The organism is Acinetobacter sp. ANC 4204, assembly GCF_002135205.1.
Classification (GTDB): Bacteria; Pseudomonadota; Gammaproteobacteria; order Pseudomonadales; family Moraxellaceae; genus Acinetobacter.
Window position 1 is genome coordinate 640226 of the sequence record NZ_NEFZ01000001.1, and the last position, 18733, is coordinate 658958.

Sequence of the window (18733 nt, forward strand, 5' to 3'; positions counted from 1 at the left end):
TTAATTTGGTGTGTGATACATCAAATAAAGTTCATTTAAGTTCTCTGGAATTTCTTCTGCAAGTTCATCCATTAACTGACCGTTACGACGGAAGGTTTCCATCTGCGGGTCTTCTTCATCAATCCCACTAAACACCATAATTGGTAAGGTAAGATCGACCAGCTGTTCTTCAAACTCAGGCGTGAACCAAGCATCTTCGTTTAAAAACATTGCATCAACAAAACCAACGCTCCAGTCGCCCAAGCTTGATTCTACATCTGCTTCTTCAATTTCAAAAGGAAACTCAATTCCCTCTTCATTGGCAAGGTTTTGACGAATAGACTCAAGCCAAGCTTTCACTTGCACGATGATCTCGGCAGGCACTTTCTTTTGATTATTATCAAAAAGTTCATCCAACCATTTTGCAAAAGTAGGACCAACTGCAATTGCACACAAAAAACCATGAGTCGCTGCAAAATCTAGACCATACTCATTTTGGTCACCATCTAGATATTCACTCAATAAGTCTAAATCTAAAGCACTCATTTCAAATCCAAATTCAGAAACTGATTAGGGCATTAGCATAGCATTTTCAGACACGATGCTACATCTGATTTTAGTCTTCTTCGTCGTCAAAATCGTCGTCATCGTCGATGTCGTAATCAAAATCTTTAAGCTCACGTTCCAAACGGCGCTGTGCAAGAAGGTCATCAATCAGGCGACGTTTTTCTAATGATTCTTTCGCACTAATTTTACTTGATGACTCATCAAAATTAACATCATCATCAGCGTAGTTATCATCTAGTTCAAAATCTGTAGAAGACACTAAAACTACCTCATAGTGAAAAAATGTGAAGGGTCTTAGGCGCTATTTATATGGGTTATAGAACCTTGTCAAGTTTTATTTGCATTTAGAGCAATTAATTCGATTTTTGCTCTTTATTTTTAAGCAATTTTTATGGCATGATATAATCCACCTTGCGTCTGTTTAGTTTTACGGCTTGTTTGTGCCAAATAAACGCCAAATATCCTTTATTTCATATTTGGGTTTTAAACTTAAGCGCGTGAGGGATGAACTTGAAAACAACAATTTCACCCCCATCTAAATTACTGAATTTATATTTTAATATTTTATCAGGTCGCACTTTTGCTGAATTATCCTGATGAAATAGACAGCTATTGACAGCTAAATTTATGAAGCAAATTGTGCTAAAATGCACGGTTTTCCACTGCCACAGATTCAACGAAGAGTAAGCAAAGATGAGCGATATGACTTCCCCTACTTCGCAAGTAGCGGCTCTGATTAGCCGAGGCAAAGAGCAAGGTTACCTAACTTACGCTGAGGTTAACGATCATCTCCCAGACTCGATTACTGAAAGCGAACAGATTGAAGACATTATTCAAATGCTTCAAGACGTGGGTATTCCTGTGCATGAGCGTGCACCTGAATCTGACGATGCAATGTTTGAAGGTGGTAATGAAGCTGCCGATGAAGTTGCTGAAGAAGAAGCCGCAGCTGTTCTCGCTTCTGTAGAAAATGAACCTGGTCGTACTACAGATCCAGTCCGCATGTATATGCGTGAAATGGGTACAGTTGAACTGTTAACGCGTGAAGGCGAAATCAGCATTGCTAAACGTATTGAAGAAGGCATTCGCGACGTTCTTCATTCGATTGCTTACTGGCCGAATGCGGTTGAAGTGGTATTACAAGAATACAAAGATTATGAAGCAGGCGAACGTCGCCTTGCAGACATCCTTTCTGGTTATTTAGATCCAGAAACAGATGAAGACATTCCAGAAGTCCTCGAAGAAGAATCTGAGATTGATGACGAAGAAGAGTCTTCGAGCAAATCAACCAAAGATGTGAAACTGGATGATGACGAGGAAGAAGAAGAGTCTGAAGGTGATGATGATTCTGAAGGCGAGTCTGGCCCAGATCCTGAAATTGCAAAAGTTCGTTTTGACGAATTGGCAGCCGCTTGGAAAAATACCCAAGCGGTAATCGAAAAGCACGGTCGTTCAAGCAAACCAGCTGAAGATGCATTAGAAGCACTAGCAACTGTGTTTATGATGTTCAAATTTACACCTCGTTTATTTGACATCATTTCAGAAATGATTCGTGGTACGCATGAACAAATTCGTACCTCTGAACGTGAAGTAATGCGCTATGCAGTTCGCCGTGGTCGTATGGATCGCACGCAATTCCGCACCTCTTTCCCAGGTCAAGAATCAAACTTTGCTTGGTTGGATGAACAAATTGCGAAAGCGTCGCCAGATCAAAAAGGCTATCTTGAAAAAGTACGTCCAGATGTTTTAGCGTTCCAACAAAAAATTGCAGACATTGAAAAAGATTTGGGCCTTGATGTTAAAGGCATCAAAGACATTTCAAAACGTATGGCTGTAGGCGAAGCAAAAGCACGCCGCGCGAAAAAAGAAATGGTAGAAGCGAACTTACGTTTGGTAATTTCGATCGCGAAAAAATATACCAACCGTGGCTTACAATTCTTGGACTTGATCCAAGAAGGTAACATCGGTTTGATGAAAGCGGTAGACAAGTTTGAATACCGTCGTGGTTATAAGTTCTCGACTTATGCAACGTGGTGGATTCGTCAGGCCATTACTCGTTCGATTGCCGACCAAGCGCGTACCATTCGTATTCCAGTACACATGATCGAAACCATTAACAAGATCAACCGTGTATCACGCCAACTTCTACAAGAAATGGGCCGTGAACCAACACCTGAAGAACTCGGTGAACGTCTGGAAATGGACGAAGTTAAAGTGCGTAAAGTGCTGAAAATTGCCAAAGAACCAATTTCGATGGAAACACCGATTGGCGATGATGAAGATTCGCATTTGGGTGACTTCATTGAGGACTCAAACATCACTTCACCTGTCGATGCTGCAACGTCTGAAGGCTTAAAAGAAGCGACACGTGAAGTGCTTGAAAACTTGACTGAACGTGAAGCGAAAGTTCTAAAAATGCGTTTTGGTATCGACATGCCAACCGACCATACTTTAGAAGAAGTAGGTAAACAGTTTGATGTAACGCGTGAGCGTATCCGTCAGATTGAAGCGAAAGCATTACGTAAGCTTCGCCACCCTTCTCGCTCAGAACACTTACGTTCATTCTTGGAAAACGACTAATTTATATGGACGCGATGGAGACTTGAAATTTTATCAATTGTCTCCATTTAAGTCTTTAAGCGCAACACCTAACGCCTGCACTTTCGCAGGCGTTTGAAATAAAGGGGGGACTGACGCTCATGACTATGTTAGACCGCACACCATCTCGTGAATTACAAGAACATCTTTGGGTATTTCCTATGGACTACCCAATTAAACTCATTGGCCTTGCTGGCGATGACTTACGTGTTGCTGTAGTTGAAATTTTAGTAAAACATTTTCCAGAGTTTGATGCTGAATCGGTTCAAACTCAGCCATCACGTACTGGTAAATATCACTCTTTGACTGCACAATTGCGTTTTGAAGAGTTAGAACAAGTGCATCAGTTATATGCAGATCTTGCAGCTTGTCCGTTAATTAAGACTGCACTGTAATTCAAATGATGTATCAATGAGACACGCTTACGAGCGTGTTTTTTTTGTGCCTATATTTTAATCCCAAGAATTCAACTTATTCACTAAAGAAATCCCCCTACACTATTGATCTTTTCTTTATAATTTAACCCATACTTTTTGTTTTATAAGGACGCAAGTGCCGTGTCGTCAGATGTCGTTCTCAAACCACAACTCATTATTCGTCAGTTTGATGGCCTAACTCCCTATGCTGACCGCTTTATTGAAATGAAGACATTGACTGAACAACGTGATGTGGATACGCCTGATGAACTTTGGATACTGCAACATCATGATGTTCTCACCCAAGGTCAAGCAGGAAAACCTGAACATATTTTGATGAACAGCAACATCCCTGTTGTTCAATCCGACCGTGGTGGTCAAGTGACATGGCATGGTCCCGGTCAATTGGTTGCCTATTTTATGTTTGACCTCAACCGTCTTGGCTGGAACGTCCGTACTTTAGTATCTTATGCTGAAAACTTAATGATTGAGTTACTCAAAAAATATGAGATTGAAGCCTATGCCAAAGCTGATGCACCTGGCGTCTACGTTGATGGACGTAAAATTGGCTCACTAGGTTTTAAAATACGTAAAGGCCGTAGTTATCACGGTTTATCCTTAAATATTGACTGCGATTTGTTCGGATTTCAGACCATCAATCCATGTGGTTATGCAGGTTTGGAAATGGTGCGTATCTCAGACCTCAAAACCGACTACCCACGTTTTGAAAACTTATGTGCCGATATTATTGAAACTTTAAAGCACAGCGGTTACTTTAAAGATGTTCAAGTACAGCATGTATAAAGGCTTTGCTTTTCATGGAAAAATAAATTAGAGTATTTACTCTAAACTAATAATTATTTTTAGAAAGGACAGCGAGTGATTAACCTCAATTCAGTGAAACCCGCTCTGCAATTAACCTATGTCAAACTTATGATGGATGTGATTGGCCGAGGATTGGTCATGGCCAGCCAAGTCGATAGTGAAATTCAGCAAGAAGTTGCAAAATTTCCAGCCAATTTCACTCTATCTATGAATGTTTTTCCAAATGGGCCTGCTTTTTTAGCCAAAGTGACCGAAGACCATCAACTTGAACTGCTGACACCTGGCAGTCTAAAAGCAGATTTAACGATTACGTTTAAACATTTAAGTCATGCCTTTTTAGTATTTTCATTTCAAGAAAGTACAGCACAAGCATTTGCCCATGATCGTATGATCGCAGATGGCGATATTTCTTATGCAATTCGCCTCGTCCGCTGTCTAAATAAAATGGAATCCTTGATTTTACCAAAAATGGTTGCAGAACTTGCAGTCAAAGAATACCCAACAGAACTGAGCTTAAAAGAAAAACTCACAGGCGCTGCAAATATTTACCTCAAAGTAGCCCAATCATATTTAAAACGGAGTGCATAACATGGCGAAGCCTTATTACGAATTTTTTTGTCCTGTAAAAGTGATCGCTGGTCATGCTGCTTTGGAACACATTCCGTTTGAACTGGCAACATTAGGGGCAACCCGACCTTTAATCATTACTGACAAAGGCGTACGTGCCAACAATTTACTTGCACCAATTGAAGCAGCTTTTGAATCTACCGATGCAGTGATTGGCGCAATTTTTGATGATGTTCCGCCTGATTCAAGCTTAGAGACAGTACGTAAAGCGGCCAATTTATACCGTGAACACCAGTGTGATGCCATTATTGCTGTCGGTGGGGGTTCAGTGATTGATACCTCTAAAGCCACCAATATTTTGGTGTCTGAAGGTGGCGATGATTTACTCAAATACTCTGGGGCACACAACTTACCTAAGCCACTTAAACCCTTTTTTGTGATTCCAACCACGTCAGGCACAGGTTCTGAAGTTACCATGGTTGCGGTGGTGTCTGATCCAGAGAAAAATGTCAAACTACCTTTCGCATCGTACTATTTAATGCCACATGCTGCGATTCTTGATCCACGCATGACCCAAACCTTGCCACCACACCTAACCGCGATGACCGCGATGGATGCCATGACCCATGCCGTCGAAGCCTATACATGTATGGCACATAATCCAATTTCAGATGCATATGCTACGGCTGCAATTAAAAAAGTCAGCAATCATTTGTTTAATGTACTGGATAATCCAAACGACGCGAACGGTCGCTTAGAATTGGCTCAAGCCTCCACTATGGCAGGTATTGCATTTTCAAACTCAATGGTCGGTCTCGTTCACTCTCTAGGCCATGCTTTAGGTGCAGTTGCCCACTTACCGCATGGACTATGTATGAACCTGTTCCTTCCTTATGTGCTTGAGTTTAATAAAGAAGTGAATGGAGACAAGATTGCAGACCTCCTATTACCGCTTGCAGGGCCAGATATCTATGCGCAGACTCCTGCTCACTTACGTGCAGACAAAGCCATTAGTACATTACTCACGATGCGTGATCGCTTATTCACATTAACCAAATTACCGCGTACGTTGAGTGAAACAGGAAAAGTGACCTTAGAACAACTCGATGAGGTCGCAGAAAAAGCCCTCAACGATGGTTCAATTATTTACAACCCGAAAGAAGCCAGCTTAAAAGATTTAAAAGCAATTTTAGAAAAAGCTTGGTAATTGGCATAAAATCAGCCAATATAGCGACAATCTTAGCCTGATGCTTTTTTAAACATCGGGCTTTTATTTGCCATAAGGAATAATGCTATGCATAAACTTATTGGCATAAAAACTGCTAAAAAATCTGAAAAAGTTACTGACAAAAGATGCCAAATTAATGTAGATTGGCGCACTTTTGAAATTAAACATAGGGGGGATCGTTCGTCTCAAACGATCCTTATAAACATGACTGATCCTTGATCAACGATAAAGAGGATAACGCCGTTGACTAATATTTCTGGGACTCAATCGGCAGCTAAACTGCAAAAAACGCTAGGTCTCTGGCACATCATTATTATTGGTTTAGCTTATATTCAACCAATGACATTATTTGATACTTTCGGTTTAGTATCAGAAGAAAGTCATTATCATGTGCCGACGTCATACATCATTGCTTTAATCGCAATTTTATTCACGTCGATCAGTTATGGTCACATGATTCGTCGCTACCCTTCCTCGGGTTCAGCCTACACCTATGCACAAAAATCCATCCATCCAAATGTTGGATTTATGGTGGGTTGGTCATCATGGTTAGACTATTTATTGTCTCCAATGGTCAACATCATTCTTGCTGTGATTTACCTAGAAGCCTTATTCCCTGATGTAAACCATTGGGTTTGGGTAGTAGGCTTAACTGCATTTATGACGGCGGTCAACTTACGCGGTGCGCGCTTCGTTGCAAACTTTAATGGCTTAATCGTTTTGGTACAGTTAGCAGTTATCGCATACTTTACCTGGATGGTTTACAGCTTACTTGCAAGTGGCATCAATGCTGATGGTACTTTGGTCAATGCGAAATATCAGTTATGGAGCTTAGAGCCATTTTGGAATGAACTTACTACACTGGGTCCCCTAATTACTGGTGCGACTTTACTGTGCTTCTCATTCACTGGTTTCGACTCACTTAGCTCACTTGCAGAAGAAACAAAAGATACCGAGAAAACTCTACCTAAAGCGATTTTCTTAACAGCACTCTTTGCAGGTGTGATCTTTATTATCAGCACCTACTTCATGCAGATTTACTTCCCGAACGATCCTAAGACGTACTTTGAAGATGTTGCTGCAACACAGCCTGACATTTTACAAGCCGTTGGTGGCGTGGCGTTTAAAACGGTGGTGTTGTACTTCGCAATTGTGACTGTTATGGCATCAGGTATTTCGGCACATGCAGGCGTTTCACGTTTAATGTATGTAATGGGCCGTGATGGCGTGATTAACAAGAAGATTTTTGGTCATATTAGTCCGAAAAGCTTCACACCATCTTATAATATTTTAATTGTAGGTGCTGTGGCATTAACCGCGGGCTTCATGGACTTGGACATCGTCATTTCGATGATCAGCTTCGGGGCTTTAACGGCATTTACCTTTGTAAACTTATCCGTTATTTCGCGTTATGCTCTGCGTGATGGTCGCACAAAGAATATTAAAGATATCTTGAGCTTTGTGGTCATTCCAATGTGTGGATTCCTCAGTATCTTTGCCATGTGGTTAGAGATTGAAGAAACTGCATTGAAATTCGGTTTGTGGTGGGCAATGTTTGGTATTTTATACTTAGGTTATAAAACCAAAGGCTTTAAGCAACCAGCACCACAACATAATGAATTTGATGATCATCCATAATCTCTCATTCAGAAAAGAAAAAGACGCCAAGTGCGTCTTTTTCTTTTTAAGGATATAGCTAAAAAACTAACCCTTAAATTGTTGAGTAATTTTGGCAATGCGTTGTGCATAAACTTTTGCAGTCTCTAAATCCCCTGTTGGGATCTCATCCACACTTGCATCTGAAGGCGTTTGCACCAATAAGCCTACAGAACCACCCAAGTTATTCACATCTTGACGGGTTGCAGCTTTGCTGTTGGCTGGCAATAAACCCAAGCTCACCCAAATACCACCATGCTGCGACGCAAGTGTTTGCAATTGGATTAAGGTCACTTGCTTATCCCCATTAAGGCTTGCACTATTGGTAAATCCACCAAAAATCTTATCTTGCCATGCGCGGGTAAACCATTTCTTTGAAGATGCATCAGCAAACTTTTTAAACTGCCACGGTGCAGTGCCCATATAAGTCGGTGCACCAAATACAATTGCATCAGATTGATCCAGTGTCAGCCAATCTTGCTCCTGAATGTCTCCATTTGGATCAATCTCTACCAGATTTGCACCAATTTCTTGCACAAACGTTTGAGCAATCACTTTGGTATGACCATAACCTGAAAAATAAACAACAGAAATTTTCGACATTTTAGTTTCCTCTTTTAAATCACATCATTTGCATGGGCCAATCAATTGTGACATCGCACCATGTAAACCATTAAAAATAAATCATATGTAATATTTTAAACGCTTGCCTGATCAGGCTTAAGTTTCACATAACTTGCCACTTCAGCACTTAAACCTTGTTTAAGCTGTTGAGTCTTTTCTCCAACTAAAACCTCATAAGCATTTTGCTGGATGCCGTGGAAAATTTCTTGAGCCACTGTTTCCGGTGCAATCTTCGGAATAGGTAATGAACGAGTCAGATCGGTATCAATAAAACCCACATGTACGCCCATCACCTGAATATTAAATTGAGACAACCACTGGCGACTTGAGTTGGTATAGGACCATGCTGCTGCTTTGGAAATAGCATAACTAGTCAAAACAGTGCTTGGCTCCCATGACACATCTGAGAGAATGTTGACCACATAAGCCTGTTGGCTCTTTTGCAAGATTGGAGCAAAAATTTGGGTCACTCGCATCAAACCCAATAAATTAGTTTCCAAAATCTTTTGCGTAGTTGTAATGATATTGGCGTCAACAGGATGCTCATTCAAAAGTGCAATGCCTGCATTATTCACAAGAATCGTGGTATCTGCACATTGTTCGGCAGCCTGCTGTATAGATCCCTCATCATTCACATCGAGTTGAATCGGGATTAAGCCTTCTTCGTGAAAACTACCGATCTGACGCATCCCTACATAAATTTTTTTAGCGCCCTGACGACGAGCTTCCCGAGCGATGGCTAGTCCCAAGCCACGATTTCCACCCGTAATAAAAACAACCGCCTCTGAAACATTCATCCTATGATCCATCCAATTAGCCAGTATCTTGCGAAAGCATCGTCTAATGACAACGCTGCATTAAGTCTGTATTTATGATACACTTATGAAACCTAGTATCAATTAGTTACCACTTGGTAACTGGTCAAATTCACTGTTTCAGATGAAGATAGAACGTAAAAGGAACATATTTACAGATGAATAAACCCATGAAATTTAATATTTTTCATCCAAACTGCCCTGCTCGTCTTTTTTTTGAAAAATTTGCAGACAAGTGGATTTTATTGATTGTATATACGTTGGATCAAGAATCGCAGCACTTTAATGAGCTCAAGAAAAACGTTTTAGGTATTTCACCTAAAGTGCTTTCGCAAAAATTGAAGATATTAGAGCGCGATGGTTTTCTGACGCGAACCATTCATGAAGATAACGTGATACGAGTGGAGTATGCCTTAACTGAGATTGGCAAAGACTTTGCTCAAAATGCCTATCAAATGAAAGATTGGGTCGAAGCCAATATGCTTAAAGTTTTAAAATCCAGAGCGGGATTCGATCAAAAGCTAGAAAAAACAGAGCCTGCTTAAGCAGGCTCTGTCACAGCAATTTGATTAGGCTAAAGGCTTAAAACCCTGCTGACGCCATGCTTCATAAACAATTACAGCTGTCGCATTGGATAAGTTCAAACTGCGCGAGTTTTCAGCCATGGGCAAACGAATCCAATGCTCTTTTGGAAATAACATACGAACCTGTTCAGGCAAACCACGCGTCTCAGGCCCCATGAGTAAAGCCACGGGTCGATTCAAATCCGAAGTATGCGGTGTTTCTGTTCCTTTAGTGGTTAAAGGATAAATCGCATTTAGATCAACCCCCTTTTCTGCCAAATTTGCTAAACACTCATCGAATGTTTCCCAAATTTGCATGCGTGCCCACTCGTGATAGTCCAAACCCGCACGTTTGAGCTTTTTATCATCTAGTTCAAAGCCCAATGGTTTTACCAAATGTAGCTGCGCTCCAGTATTAGCACATAAACGAATGATATTTCCTGTGTTTGCAGGAATTTCAGGCTCGTATAAAACAACATGGATCACAGCTTTTCTCTACTTTTTCAATTTGGCAAAAGTTAATCTTGCCATTGTAATTGTTCACGCAAACTCACTACATCGCCAATGATGGTCAATGTAGGTGCTTGAATATGATGCTCTTCAACTTTAGATGCAATATCGGCCAAAGTACCTACTACGACTTTTTGCTCAGGCGTTGTTCCTTTCGAGATCAACGCAACTGGCATGTCTGGGCGTTGACCATGCGCAATCAGTTTTTCACAAATTTTTTCTAAACCAACCAAGCCCATGTACAATACAAGTGTTTGATTTTGATAAACCAACTCATCCCACGGTAATTCAGGTGAACCCTCTTTTAAGTGCCCCGTAAGGAAACGTACGCTTTGTGCATAATCACGATGGGTAAGTGGAATGCCTGCATAAGCGGAACAGCCTGAAGCTGCGGTAATCCCTGGAACCACTTGAAATGGTACACCCGAGGCAAAAAGTTCTTGAATTTCTTCGCCACCACGCCCAAAAATAAATGGATCACCACCTTTTAAACGACAAACACGCTGACCTTTCGAAGCATATTCCACCAACAAGGCATTGATACCTTCTTGTGGCACAGCATGGTTAGATCGCGCTTTACCCACATAAATCTTAGTTGCATCACGGCGGCAAAGTTCCATAATCGCAGGGGAAACCAAACGATCATAGATCACCACATCAGCTTGTTGCATCAAACGCAAAGCCTTGAGGGTCAGCAGCTCAGGATCACCAGGACCTGCTCCCACCAAATACACCTCACCTTTTGGTGTTTTCCACTCTGCCAACGCTTGTTCGATTAAACGGTCTGCTTCAGCAAGGTTGTCATGAAAAACCTGTTCTTTCAGCGGACTTGCATATAAGTCTTCCCAAAAAACACGGCGCTCATCAGGACTGGAAATTTTCGCTTTCACCGCTGCACGCCATTTTCCTGAAAACTCAGCCAACTTGCCCATCCCATGTGGAATACTGGTTTCAAGCTGGGTACGAATTTGGCGAGATAAAACAGGAGATGTCCCATTGCTGGCAACTGAAATCACCAAAGGGGAACGATCAACAATGGCAGGAACCATAAAACGACAATGCGGTGGATCATCAACACTGTTGACCAGTATTTTCAGCGCTTCACAGTCCTCAAAGACTTGAGTATTCACCGCATAATCATCTGTTGCAGCAATCACTAAACGATAGTCATTGAGTTGAATCTGCGCAGGATATAGCGCTTGGATATATTGCCCTTGGCTTTCTTCAACCAGTTGCAATAAATTTGCATCAATATCAGGAGCGATGATATGAATCACCGCGCCTGCTTTATGTAACAACACTGCCTTACGGTAAGCAATATGCCCACCACCGACAATCAGACAAGGTTGCTGCTGCAACTTTAAAGAGATTGGAAAAATATCCACACACGACCTCAATGAGTTTTATCTGACTGTCTTAAAGCAATTATTGTGCACAAAATGGTGCAGTACATCGACTTTATTAGTCAATGTACTCAGCACCGCCCATATATGGACGAAGCACGGTCGGAATTTCAATCGAACCATCAGCACGTTGGTAGTTTTCCATGACCGCAAGTAAAGTACGACCCACAGCCAAACCTGAACCATTCAGCGTATGTACAAACTCAGTTTTCTTTTGGTCTGCACGATAGCGTGCTTTCATACGACGCGCTTGGAAGTCACCCATGTTTGAACATGAAGAAATTTCGCGATACGTATTTTGGCTTGGTACCCAAACTTCAAGATCGTAAGTTTTAGTTGCACCAAAGCCCATATCACCACCACAAAGAATGATCTTACGGTATGGCAAACCTAGTGCTTTCAAGATCCCTTCAGCATGACCTGTAAGCTCTTCAAGCGCTTGCATTGAGTCTTCAGGTTTAACAATTTGCACCATTTCTACTTTGTCGAATTGGTGCTGACGAATCAAACCACGTGTATCACGCCCATACGAACCCGCTTCACTACGGAAACATGGCGTATGTGCTGCATATTTCAGTGGTAAACGATCTGCATCAATGATTTCATCACGCACGAAGTTAGTTACAGGCACTTCCGCAGTTGGAATGAGGTAATACTCTTTTTCACCTTGTAATTTGAACAAATCTTCTTCAAATTTAGGCAATTGGCCTGTACCACGGAGTGAGTCAGCATTGACTAAATACGGCACATACGCTTCGGTATAACCGTTTTCTAAGGTATGCGTATTCAACATAAACTGGGTAATCGCACGTTGTAGACGCGCAAGTGGTCCTTTAAGCACACTGAAACGAGAACCTGTCAATTTGGTCGCTGTTTCAAACTCAAGACCGCCCATCCACTCACCTAAGTCAGTGTGATCTTTAATTTCGAAGTCAAACGTACGTGGCGTACCCCATGTGAGGATTTCCACGTTATCACTTTCGTCTTTTCCTTCTGGAACAGACTCATCTGGCAAGTTTGGAATGCTGAGTGATTTCGCTTCAAGTTCAGCTTGTAATTCAGACAAAGCCTCTTCCGCCGCTTTGATTTCATCACCAATTGCTGACATGCGCGCCATAATTTCAGATGCATCGCCACCAGCTTTCTTAATTTGGCCAACTTGTTTTGCACCCGAATTACGTTCTGCCTGAAGAGATTCAGTTTTGGATTGAATCTCTTTACGGCGAGCTTCTAGTGATGCCCATTCTTCAACATTCAGTTGTACACCACGTTTTGCTAAGGCTAAATTTACAGCCTCAATATTATTTCTGAGTAATTTCGGGTCGATCATAGCCAATCTTTTGCAAAGAAAAAAACTGGCTATAGTGTAAGCGCTTCAAGCCAAAAAATACAGTCACGCGATCACTAGCTGTGGCTTATTACAGCAATTTTCATGGCTTTTCTTTACCCGCTTTTTCTCGCTCAGCGGCATAATCGACAAAACTTGGTAAATATTCCGACTTAATTAAGCCGCTGGCTTGTGGATACGGTAAAACCAATTCAGACATCCCTTCTGCATAAGAGGCTAATTCATATAAGGGATAAACAAAGACAATACCCTTAGCACTCATATAATAATTGTCTGTTAGCTTCAATTGCTCGCGTGAAATATTATGCTCGGACAACCACATGCTGTTGGCACTATACAATGCATCTAATAGTTTAGACTCGGTCTTCTCCACCACAATATCACTCAGTGCAACCCGTTTTCGAGTTGCTAAATCTAAAGTAATGTATTCGTTATGATACATACCGTGCGCCGCACGTGCTGGATAGTAATAATCCATCAAAACAAAATCTGCATATTTGCCACGCTGCGCCACATAACGGACATCCGACAAAGTTTCACTAAGCATACTTTCGTCTGGCTGCTTTACTGACTGCTTGGTTTTTTCAAATGCCACAGGATTGGCTTTTTTCATCCGTTCATCAAAATACTCATTGATCCACGGAACATTGGTTTCCAAACTGTACAACTGGTATTGGGTACAACCTTCTTCATCACAAGCAATAGAATGCGCCAATGGTAATGGTCTAACTTTTGCCTCAATCAGCGGTAAGCTCTGTGCAACTTTAGCTGGCTTAGCGGTCTCTTCACTTTTTGCCGCAGCACTGTCATTTTGTGGCTGACAAGCACTGAGTAACCCCCCGCATAGCACCACAGCAAAGACTGATCGCATTTTATTGTTATGAAGTGATGTCATTACTTTTCCTCAGTCATATATTCATTTATCAAAGACTATACAAAGCACAGGAAAAACTTCCCACCACGTTATGTAACTGGACTGCATCCGATAAAAAAACCACCCAAAGGTGGTTTTCACGGACTGTTCAACATTATTGATCAATAATGTCGGTGCCTTTAGGCGGTGTAAAATTAAAGGTTGAAGCTGGAATGCTGGCATTGACTTTAGTGTTATTAAACCGCACATAAGTCGTTTGCCCCAAAGAGTCTTCTAAGATCATTAGCGTTGGTGCGCTTTTTGCACCAAAACTGATCGTCAAGCTTTGAAATGCACCATCATCACTCTTTGGATATAAGGTATAGTAGGTTTTGCTCTTATTTGGTTGAGTAATACGATACGACTTACGGATTTGCTCGGTATTCCCTGACAATAATAGTGCAGGTGTATTCGCCACCTGTTCATCTAAAGTCTGACGAACTGCTTGCTGTAAGTCTGGATCATAAATCCAAACCGTTTTACCCGAGGTAACAATCGTTTGTTTCGCAGGACTGGTGGTTTCCCAATAGAATTTTCCAGGACGCTCAACTTTCATCACCCCTTTAAAGGTCTGATTCATGTGCTGAGCAGATAAACCTTGTTTCTTCGGCGCCTTAGATGCATTCGTCACTTTAGTGGTTTGCTCAAAATTAGAGCTGATACTTTGAATACCACTCAACTGCTTGACTAAACTCGTCGTCGCTTGTTGCTCCGATGCTGCAACCGAAGCTGCAAATACTGTACTGCTCATAACAGGGCCCAGCGCTACCACGCCTACTGTCATCGCACATAAAGTCTTACGAAGCATTTTCATAATTTCACCTTTTATAATTTGCGCAGCCGCAATTTGTTAGATGAGCTATCTTAAATCAAATTTTATGGCTAATAATTGAGAATATAAGAAGATTTGTATATTTATTGGTGCTTAGTGTTGTGAAATATCCATCATGATGGAGAACTTAGTTGTATTTTAGACATTAAAAAGCCTCTGAATAAGCAGAGGCTTTTTAGCTTAAATCAAGATCAATCATTGTTATTTCCATTGCCAACCAATTGCAGCACCTGCGCCGAAGTCACCTTCACTATTGGTTGTCACTGCGACTTTGTACACATATTTATTGTTTTCGGTCACACCACTAAGACCGAAAGCATAGCCTTGTTCACCTTCCCAAGTCCCCACACCAGCACTCAACATATTGTAACCTGCATCTGTCGGTTGCGGTAAAGATGCTATCGCAATACTTGATGCAACTGCTGCATAGGTTCGGTCCTCAAGTTTTCGCATGTCTCGATTCAAAGCATTTACACGACTATCAGTATATGCATTCGCTTGATTGAGAGTTTGCTCCCCGACTTGGTTCACATAGGTTTTTGCTTCATTAAGGATGTAGGTATCCGCTGCATCCATCACCTCTTTTGTTATGCCATTTGTGCCATCTGCACCTTTAAGGCTAGCCAACCATTGGGTTACAGTTCCATCAAAACCATCCCCAACAGCAACTTGATAGGCACTAAACCCCGAAGCACCAGTCATACCCGTGTTACCTGTATCACCTTTTAAGCTGGCAAGCCACTCGGTAATTGTGCCATCAAAACCATTTACTTGCGCAACTTGGTAAGCACTGTAACCCATTGCGCCTGTTGTACCAGTATCTCCTTTCACACCTTGCATCCCAGTCGCACCTGTTGCACCAGTGTCACCTTTCACACCTTGGATACCTTGTTCGCCCTGTAAGCCCTGAAGACCCTGTTCACCTTGCATCCCAGTCGCGCCTGTTGCCCCAGTATCTCCTTTCACACCTTGGATGCCTTGTTCACCCTGTAAGCCTTGGAGGCCTTGTTCGCCCTGTAAGCCTTGGAGACCCTGTTCACCTTGCGCTCCAGTTGCGCCTGTTGCCCCAGTATCACCTTTCACACCTTGGATACCTTGTGCGCCTGTAGCTCCTGTATCACCCTGTAGACTTTCAAGCCATTGTGTTTCACTACCTTCAAATCCATTATTGACTGCAACTTGATAAGCGCTTGCACCATTTTGTCCATCTAGACCGTCAGCCCCATTGATACCATCTTTACCATTAAGACCATCTATACCATCCGCTCCTTGCAAGCTTAATAACCATTCTTGCTCAGTTCCTACAAATCCATTATTTAAAGCAATTTGATAGGCACTATCTCCATCTTGACCATCTGCACCCGCAGGCCCAGCAGGTCCAACCTGACCACCACAATAGTCATTCTTAAAATAGCAATTATTTTCACTCCCACCAGCCCACACACCATGTGCTGTAATGAGCATCGCACCCAACAAAACTGCTTTTAAAGTGAATTTTTCTCGATGAAAATCATGATGAAATAAAAAACAACGTCGCTGAATAATGTCTTTTACTGCGGCACTGATATGGCTTTGCTCTTGTTTGAACTTATGCCCAAGAGTTTCTGCCATATGGCTGCCTGAATCAGGCCAGACATTTTTATCTATTCTGTCCATATCTATCTGCCTTTTCTTCTAGTTTTACAGTTCTATTACACGCTTATTCTATGTGATACACATCACTATTTACTGTGATTTTGAGACTTAAATTACAGGAAAGCAGAAGTAAAGAACAGATCCTTGTTATTAAAAGACAAAAAAAAGCCCACTAAATTGTGGGCTTTTTTACTATTAAAACTTACGCTTCAACAGTTACGTAGCGACGGCCAAATTGACCTTTCACTTCGAATTTAACTACGCCATCAGCAGTAGCAAACAAAGTATGGTCACGGCCCATACCTACGTTTGTACCAGCGTGGAATTCTGTACCACGTTGACGAACGATGATGTTACCAGCAGTTACAGTTTGACCACCGTAAACTTTAACACCAAGCATTTTAGGGTTCGAATCACGACCGTTCTTAGTCGAACCACCGGCTTTTTTAGTTGCCATGTCTCATTACTCCTCGTGATTAGCCTGAAATAGCTGTAATTTTCAACTCAGTGAACCATTGACGGTGACCTTGTTGTTTACGGTAGTGTTTACGACGACGCATTTTTACAATACGGATTTTGTCGTGACGACCATGGCTAACTACTTCAGCAGTTACAGTCGCACCAGCAACAACTGGAGCACCGATTTGAATGCTGTCGCCATTTACTAGCATTAGTACGTCATCAAACGTAATAGTTGCGCCAGTTTCAGCTTTCAACAATTCAACTTTAAGGGTTTCACCCTCTACAACACGGTGCTGTTTACCACCGCTTTGGATTACTGCGTACATAATGTACTCCAAACATGCCCGTGTCGTCGTGCCGATAAAGGAATATACCGATCTTAATACGAACGCCACTGGGGTTAATCAAGGGCAAGGATTTTAAGTGATATTTGATCAAACAACAAGAGATTTGCCAAACTTATTCGACTAAATTAACGATTATTTAATAATCGGGAAAAACTCAATCAACAAATTACAGTTCAACTCTGGCTAGAGTTTGCTTACAATGAAATAGATTTTTAAAATCAATTCGCTATAGTATGAAGGAATTGATTCGAAGGTATAAATAGACGTACAAATACGGTACGCTTATACATCGGGGAAATAAGGAACTGTCTTTCTAAAATATAGCCTCGCACAATGCTAGCCTTATTTATGATTGAAATGAATGATTTAGACATGTGTCCTTATTTTAAACCATAATTGTATTGCTGATTTTTATCACTTTATATAGATGAGGCTTCTCTTCAAATGACCGTCGATTTTAAGCAAGATATTCTCGCCCCAGTAGCTCAAGACTTTGCCATGATGGACACATTTATTAATGAAGGAATTACCTCTAAAGTGGCTCTAGTCATGGCAGTGAGTAAACATGTGGTTGAAGCAGGTGGTAAACGCATGCGTCCAATTATGTGTTTATTAGCAGCAAAAGCCTGTGGTGCAGAAGATTTAGAACGTCAACGTAAACTTGCTGCAATCATTGAAATGCTTCATACCGCAACTCTAGTTCATGACGATGTAGTGGACGAGTCTGGTTTACGTCGTGGTCGACCAACAGCGAACGCGACTTGGAACAATCAGACTGCAGTTCTGGTCGGTGACTTCCTCATTTCACGTGCCTTTGATCTGTTGGTCGATTTGGGCGACATGACTTTACTCAAAGATTTTTCTACAGGAACCTGTGAAATTGCGGAAGGTGAAGTACTACAGCTTCAAGCCCAACATCAGCCTGAAACCACAGAACAAACTTATTTAGATATTATTCACGGTAAAACGTCACGTTTATTTGAACTGGCAACTGAAGGTGCTGCTATTCTTTCAGGTACGCCACAGTATCGAGAAGCACTGCGTTTATTCGCAGGTCACTTCGGCAATGCCTTCCAAATTATTGATGATATTTTAGATTACACCTCAGATGCTGAAACATTAGGTAAAAATATTGGTGATGATTTGATGGAAGGTAAACCAACTTTACCTTTAATCTCAGCATTGAAAAACACAACGGGCGCAGAGCATGATGTCGTTCGTAGAAGTATTGCCACAGGTGGAACGGCAGATCTTGAACAAGTCATTGCAATTGTGAACAATTCTGGTGCACTGGACTATTGTCGTCAGCGTGCGCACGAAGAAACCGAAGCTGCTTTAGACGCTTTACAGGCTTTACCTGAAAGCCAATATCGTCAAGCTTTGGTTAATCTAACCCAACTGGCTTTGCATCGAATTCAATAACAAATCATGCCTTAGAACGTTTT

General features: G+C 41.6%; 20 protein-coding genes. 8 read left to right on the forward strand and 12 right to left on the reverse strand.

The window, feature by feature from the left end:
• Both B9T36_RS03245 and B9T36_RS03250 read right to left on the reverse strand, forming a co-directional pair.
• A complete protein-coding gene (locus B9T36_RS03245; protein ID WP_086208110.1) occupies positions 1 to 525 on the reverse strand; it encodes a YecA family protein in 525 nt (174 codons plus the stop codon).
• A gap of 70 nt (positions 526 to 595) precedes the next feature.
• Positions 596 to 805, reverse strand: coding sequence for a PA3496 family putative envelope integrity protein (locus B9T36_RS03250; RefSeq protein WP_004982817.1), 210 nt, complete (start codon positions 803 to 805; stop codon positions 596 to 598).
• Between the two features lie 434 nt (positions 806 to 1239).
• Here B9T36_RS03250 and rpoD point away from each other — a divergent pair, with 434 nt between their 5' ends.
• The 6 genes from rpoD to B9T36_RS03280 all read left to right on the forward strand — a co-directional run bounded on the left by rpoD (position 1240) and on the right by B9T36_RS03280 (position 7818).
• Positions 1240 to 3126: an RNA polymerase sigma factor RpoD gene (gene rpoD / locus B9T36_RS03255; RefSeq protein WP_086208111.1), complete on the forward strand. Its 1887-nt coding sequence runs from the start codon at positions 1240 to 1242 to the stop codon at positions 3124 to 3126.
• A 125-nt stretch (positions 3127 to 3251) separates the two neighbouring features.
• The gene (locus B9T36_RS03260; protein ID WP_086208112.1) at positions 3252 to 3539 is read left to right on the forward strand and encodes a YbeD family protein; all 288 of its coding nucleotides are present in this window, start codon (positions 3252 to 3254) and stop codon (positions 3537 to 3539) included.
• 162 nt (positions 3540 to 3701) lie between these two features.
• Positions 3702 to 4364 (forward strand): lipoyl(octanoyl) transferase LipB, encoded by a 663-nt coding sequence (gene lipB / locus B9T36_RS03265; RefSeq protein ID WP_086208113.1) that lies wholly within the window; start codon positions 3702 to 3704, stop codon positions 4362 to 4364.
• 129 nt (positions 4365 to 4493) lie between these two features.
• Positions 4494 to 4973, forward strand: a complete 480-nt coding sequence (locus B9T36_RS03270) for a hypothetical protein (RefSeq protein WP_395579804.1) — start codon at positions 4494 to 4496, stop codon at positions 4971 to 4973.
• A 1-nt stretch (position 4974) separates the two neighbouring features.
• The gene (locus B9T36_RS03275; RefSeq protein ID WP_086208115.1) at positions 4975 to 6159 is read left to right on the forward strand and encodes an iron-containing alcohol dehydrogenase; all 1185 of its coding nucleotides are present in this window, start codon (positions 4975 to 4977) and stop codon (positions 6157 to 6159) included.
• A 264-nt stretch (positions 6160 to 6423) separates the two neighbouring features.
• Positions 6424 to 7818, forward strand: coding sequence for an APC family permease (locus B9T36_RS03280; protein WP_086208116.1), 1395 nt, complete (start codon positions 6424 to 6426; stop codon positions 7816 to 7818).
• A 66-nt stretch (positions 7819 to 7884) separates the two neighbouring features.
• On the opposite strand, the gene B9T36_RS03285 is transcribed toward B9T36_RS03280, so the two are convergent.
• Positions 7885 to 8439 carry a flavodoxin family protein gene (locus B9T36_RS03285; RefSeq protein WP_086208117.1) on the reverse strand — a complete coding sequence of 185 codons (555 nt, stop codon included), beginning with the start codon at positions 8437 to 8439 and terminating at the stop codon, positions 7885 to 7887.
• Between the two features lie 95 nt (positions 8440 to 8534).
• Positions 8535 to 9257 (reverse strand): SDR family NAD(P)-dependent oxidoreductase, encoded by a 723-nt coding sequence (locus tag B9T36_RS03290; protein ID WP_227509227.1) that lies wholly within the window; start codon positions 9255 to 9257, stop codon positions 8535 to 8537.
• Positions 9258 to 9433: 176 nt separating this feature from the next.
• Here B9T36_RS03290 and B9T36_RS03295 point away from each other — a divergent pair, with 176 nt between their 5' ends.
• Positions 9434 to 9820 carry a winged helix-turn-helix transcriptional regulator gene (locus tag B9T36_RS03295; RefSeq protein ID WP_086208119.1) on the forward strand — a complete coding sequence of 129 codons (387 nt, stop codon included), beginning with the start codon at positions 9434 to 9436 and terminating at the stop codon, positions 9818 to 9820.
• 24 nt (positions 9821 to 9844) lie between these two features.
• Here B9T36_RS03295 and B9T36_RS03300 read toward each other — a convergent pair whose 3' ends face one another.
• From B9T36_RS03300 to rplU, 8 genes are all read right to left on the reverse strand, one after another.
• Positions 9845 to 10324 (reverse strand): tRNA (cytidine(34)-2'-O)-methyltransferase, encoded by a 480-nt coding sequence (locus B9T36_RS03300; RefSeq protein ID WP_058870115.1) that lies wholly within the window; start codon positions 10322 to 10324, stop codon positions 9845 to 9847.
• A 32-nt stretch (positions 10325 to 10356) separates the two neighbouring features.
• On the reverse strand, positions 10357 to 11733 hold the full coding sequence (gene cysG / locus B9T36_RS03305) for a siroheme synthase CysG (protein ID WP_086208120.1): 1377 nt from the start codon (positions 11731 to 11733) through the stop codon (positions 10357 to 10359).
• Positions 11734 to 11809: 76 nt separating this feature from the next.
• Positions 11810 to 13081 (reverse strand): serine--tRNA ligase, encoded by a 1272-nt coding sequence (gene serS / locus B9T36_RS03310; RefSeq protein WP_086208121.1) that lies wholly within the window; start codon positions 13079 to 13081, stop codon positions 11810 to 11812.
• Positions 13082 to 13181: 100 nt separating this feature from the next.
• Positions 13182 to 13994, reverse strand: coding sequence for an RsiV family protein (locus tag B9T36_RS03315; protein ID WP_086208122.1), 813 nt, complete (start codon positions 13992 to 13994; stop codon positions 13182 to 13184).
• Between the two features lie 133 nt (positions 13995 to 14127).
• Complete coding sequence (gene lolA / locus B9T36_RS03320; RefSeq protein WP_086208123.1) at positions 14128 to 14826, reverse strand: outer membrane lipoprotein chaperone LolA; 699 nt, start codon at positions 14824 to 14826, stop codon at positions 14128 to 14130.
• A gap of 219 nt (positions 14827 to 15045) precedes the next feature.
• Positions 15046 to 16500 carry a YadA-like family protein gene (locus B9T36_RS19205; protein ID WP_228146960.1) on the reverse strand — a complete coding sequence of 485 codons (1455 nt, stop codon included), beginning with the start codon at positions 16498 to 16500 and terminating at the stop codon, positions 15046 to 15048.
• 181 nt (positions 16501 to 16681) lie between these two features.
• Positions 16682 to 16936 (reverse strand): 50S ribosomal protein L27, encoded by a 255-nt coding sequence (gene rpmA / locus B9T36_RS03330; protein ID WP_086208124.1) that lies wholly within the window; start codon positions 16934 to 16936, stop codon positions 16682 to 16684.
• Positions 16937 to 16955: 19 nt separating this feature from the next.
• Positions 16956 to 17267, reverse strand: a complete 312-nt coding sequence (gene rplU / locus B9T36_RS03335; RefSeq protein ID WP_004695441.1) for a 50S ribosomal protein L21 — start codon at positions 17265 to 17267, stop codon at positions 16956 to 16958.
• A 465-nt stretch (positions 17268 to 17732) separates the two neighbouring features.
• Here rplU and sdsA point away from each other — a divergent pair, with 465 nt between their 5' ends.
• Positions 17733 to 18710: an All-trans-nonaprenyl-diphosphate synthase gene (gene sdsA / locus B9T36_RS03340; RefSeq protein ID WP_086208125.1), complete on the forward strand. Its 978-nt coding sequence runs from the start codon at positions 17733 to 17735 to the stop codon at positions 18708 to 18710.
• Positions 18711 to 18733 lie beyond the last annotated feature (23 nt).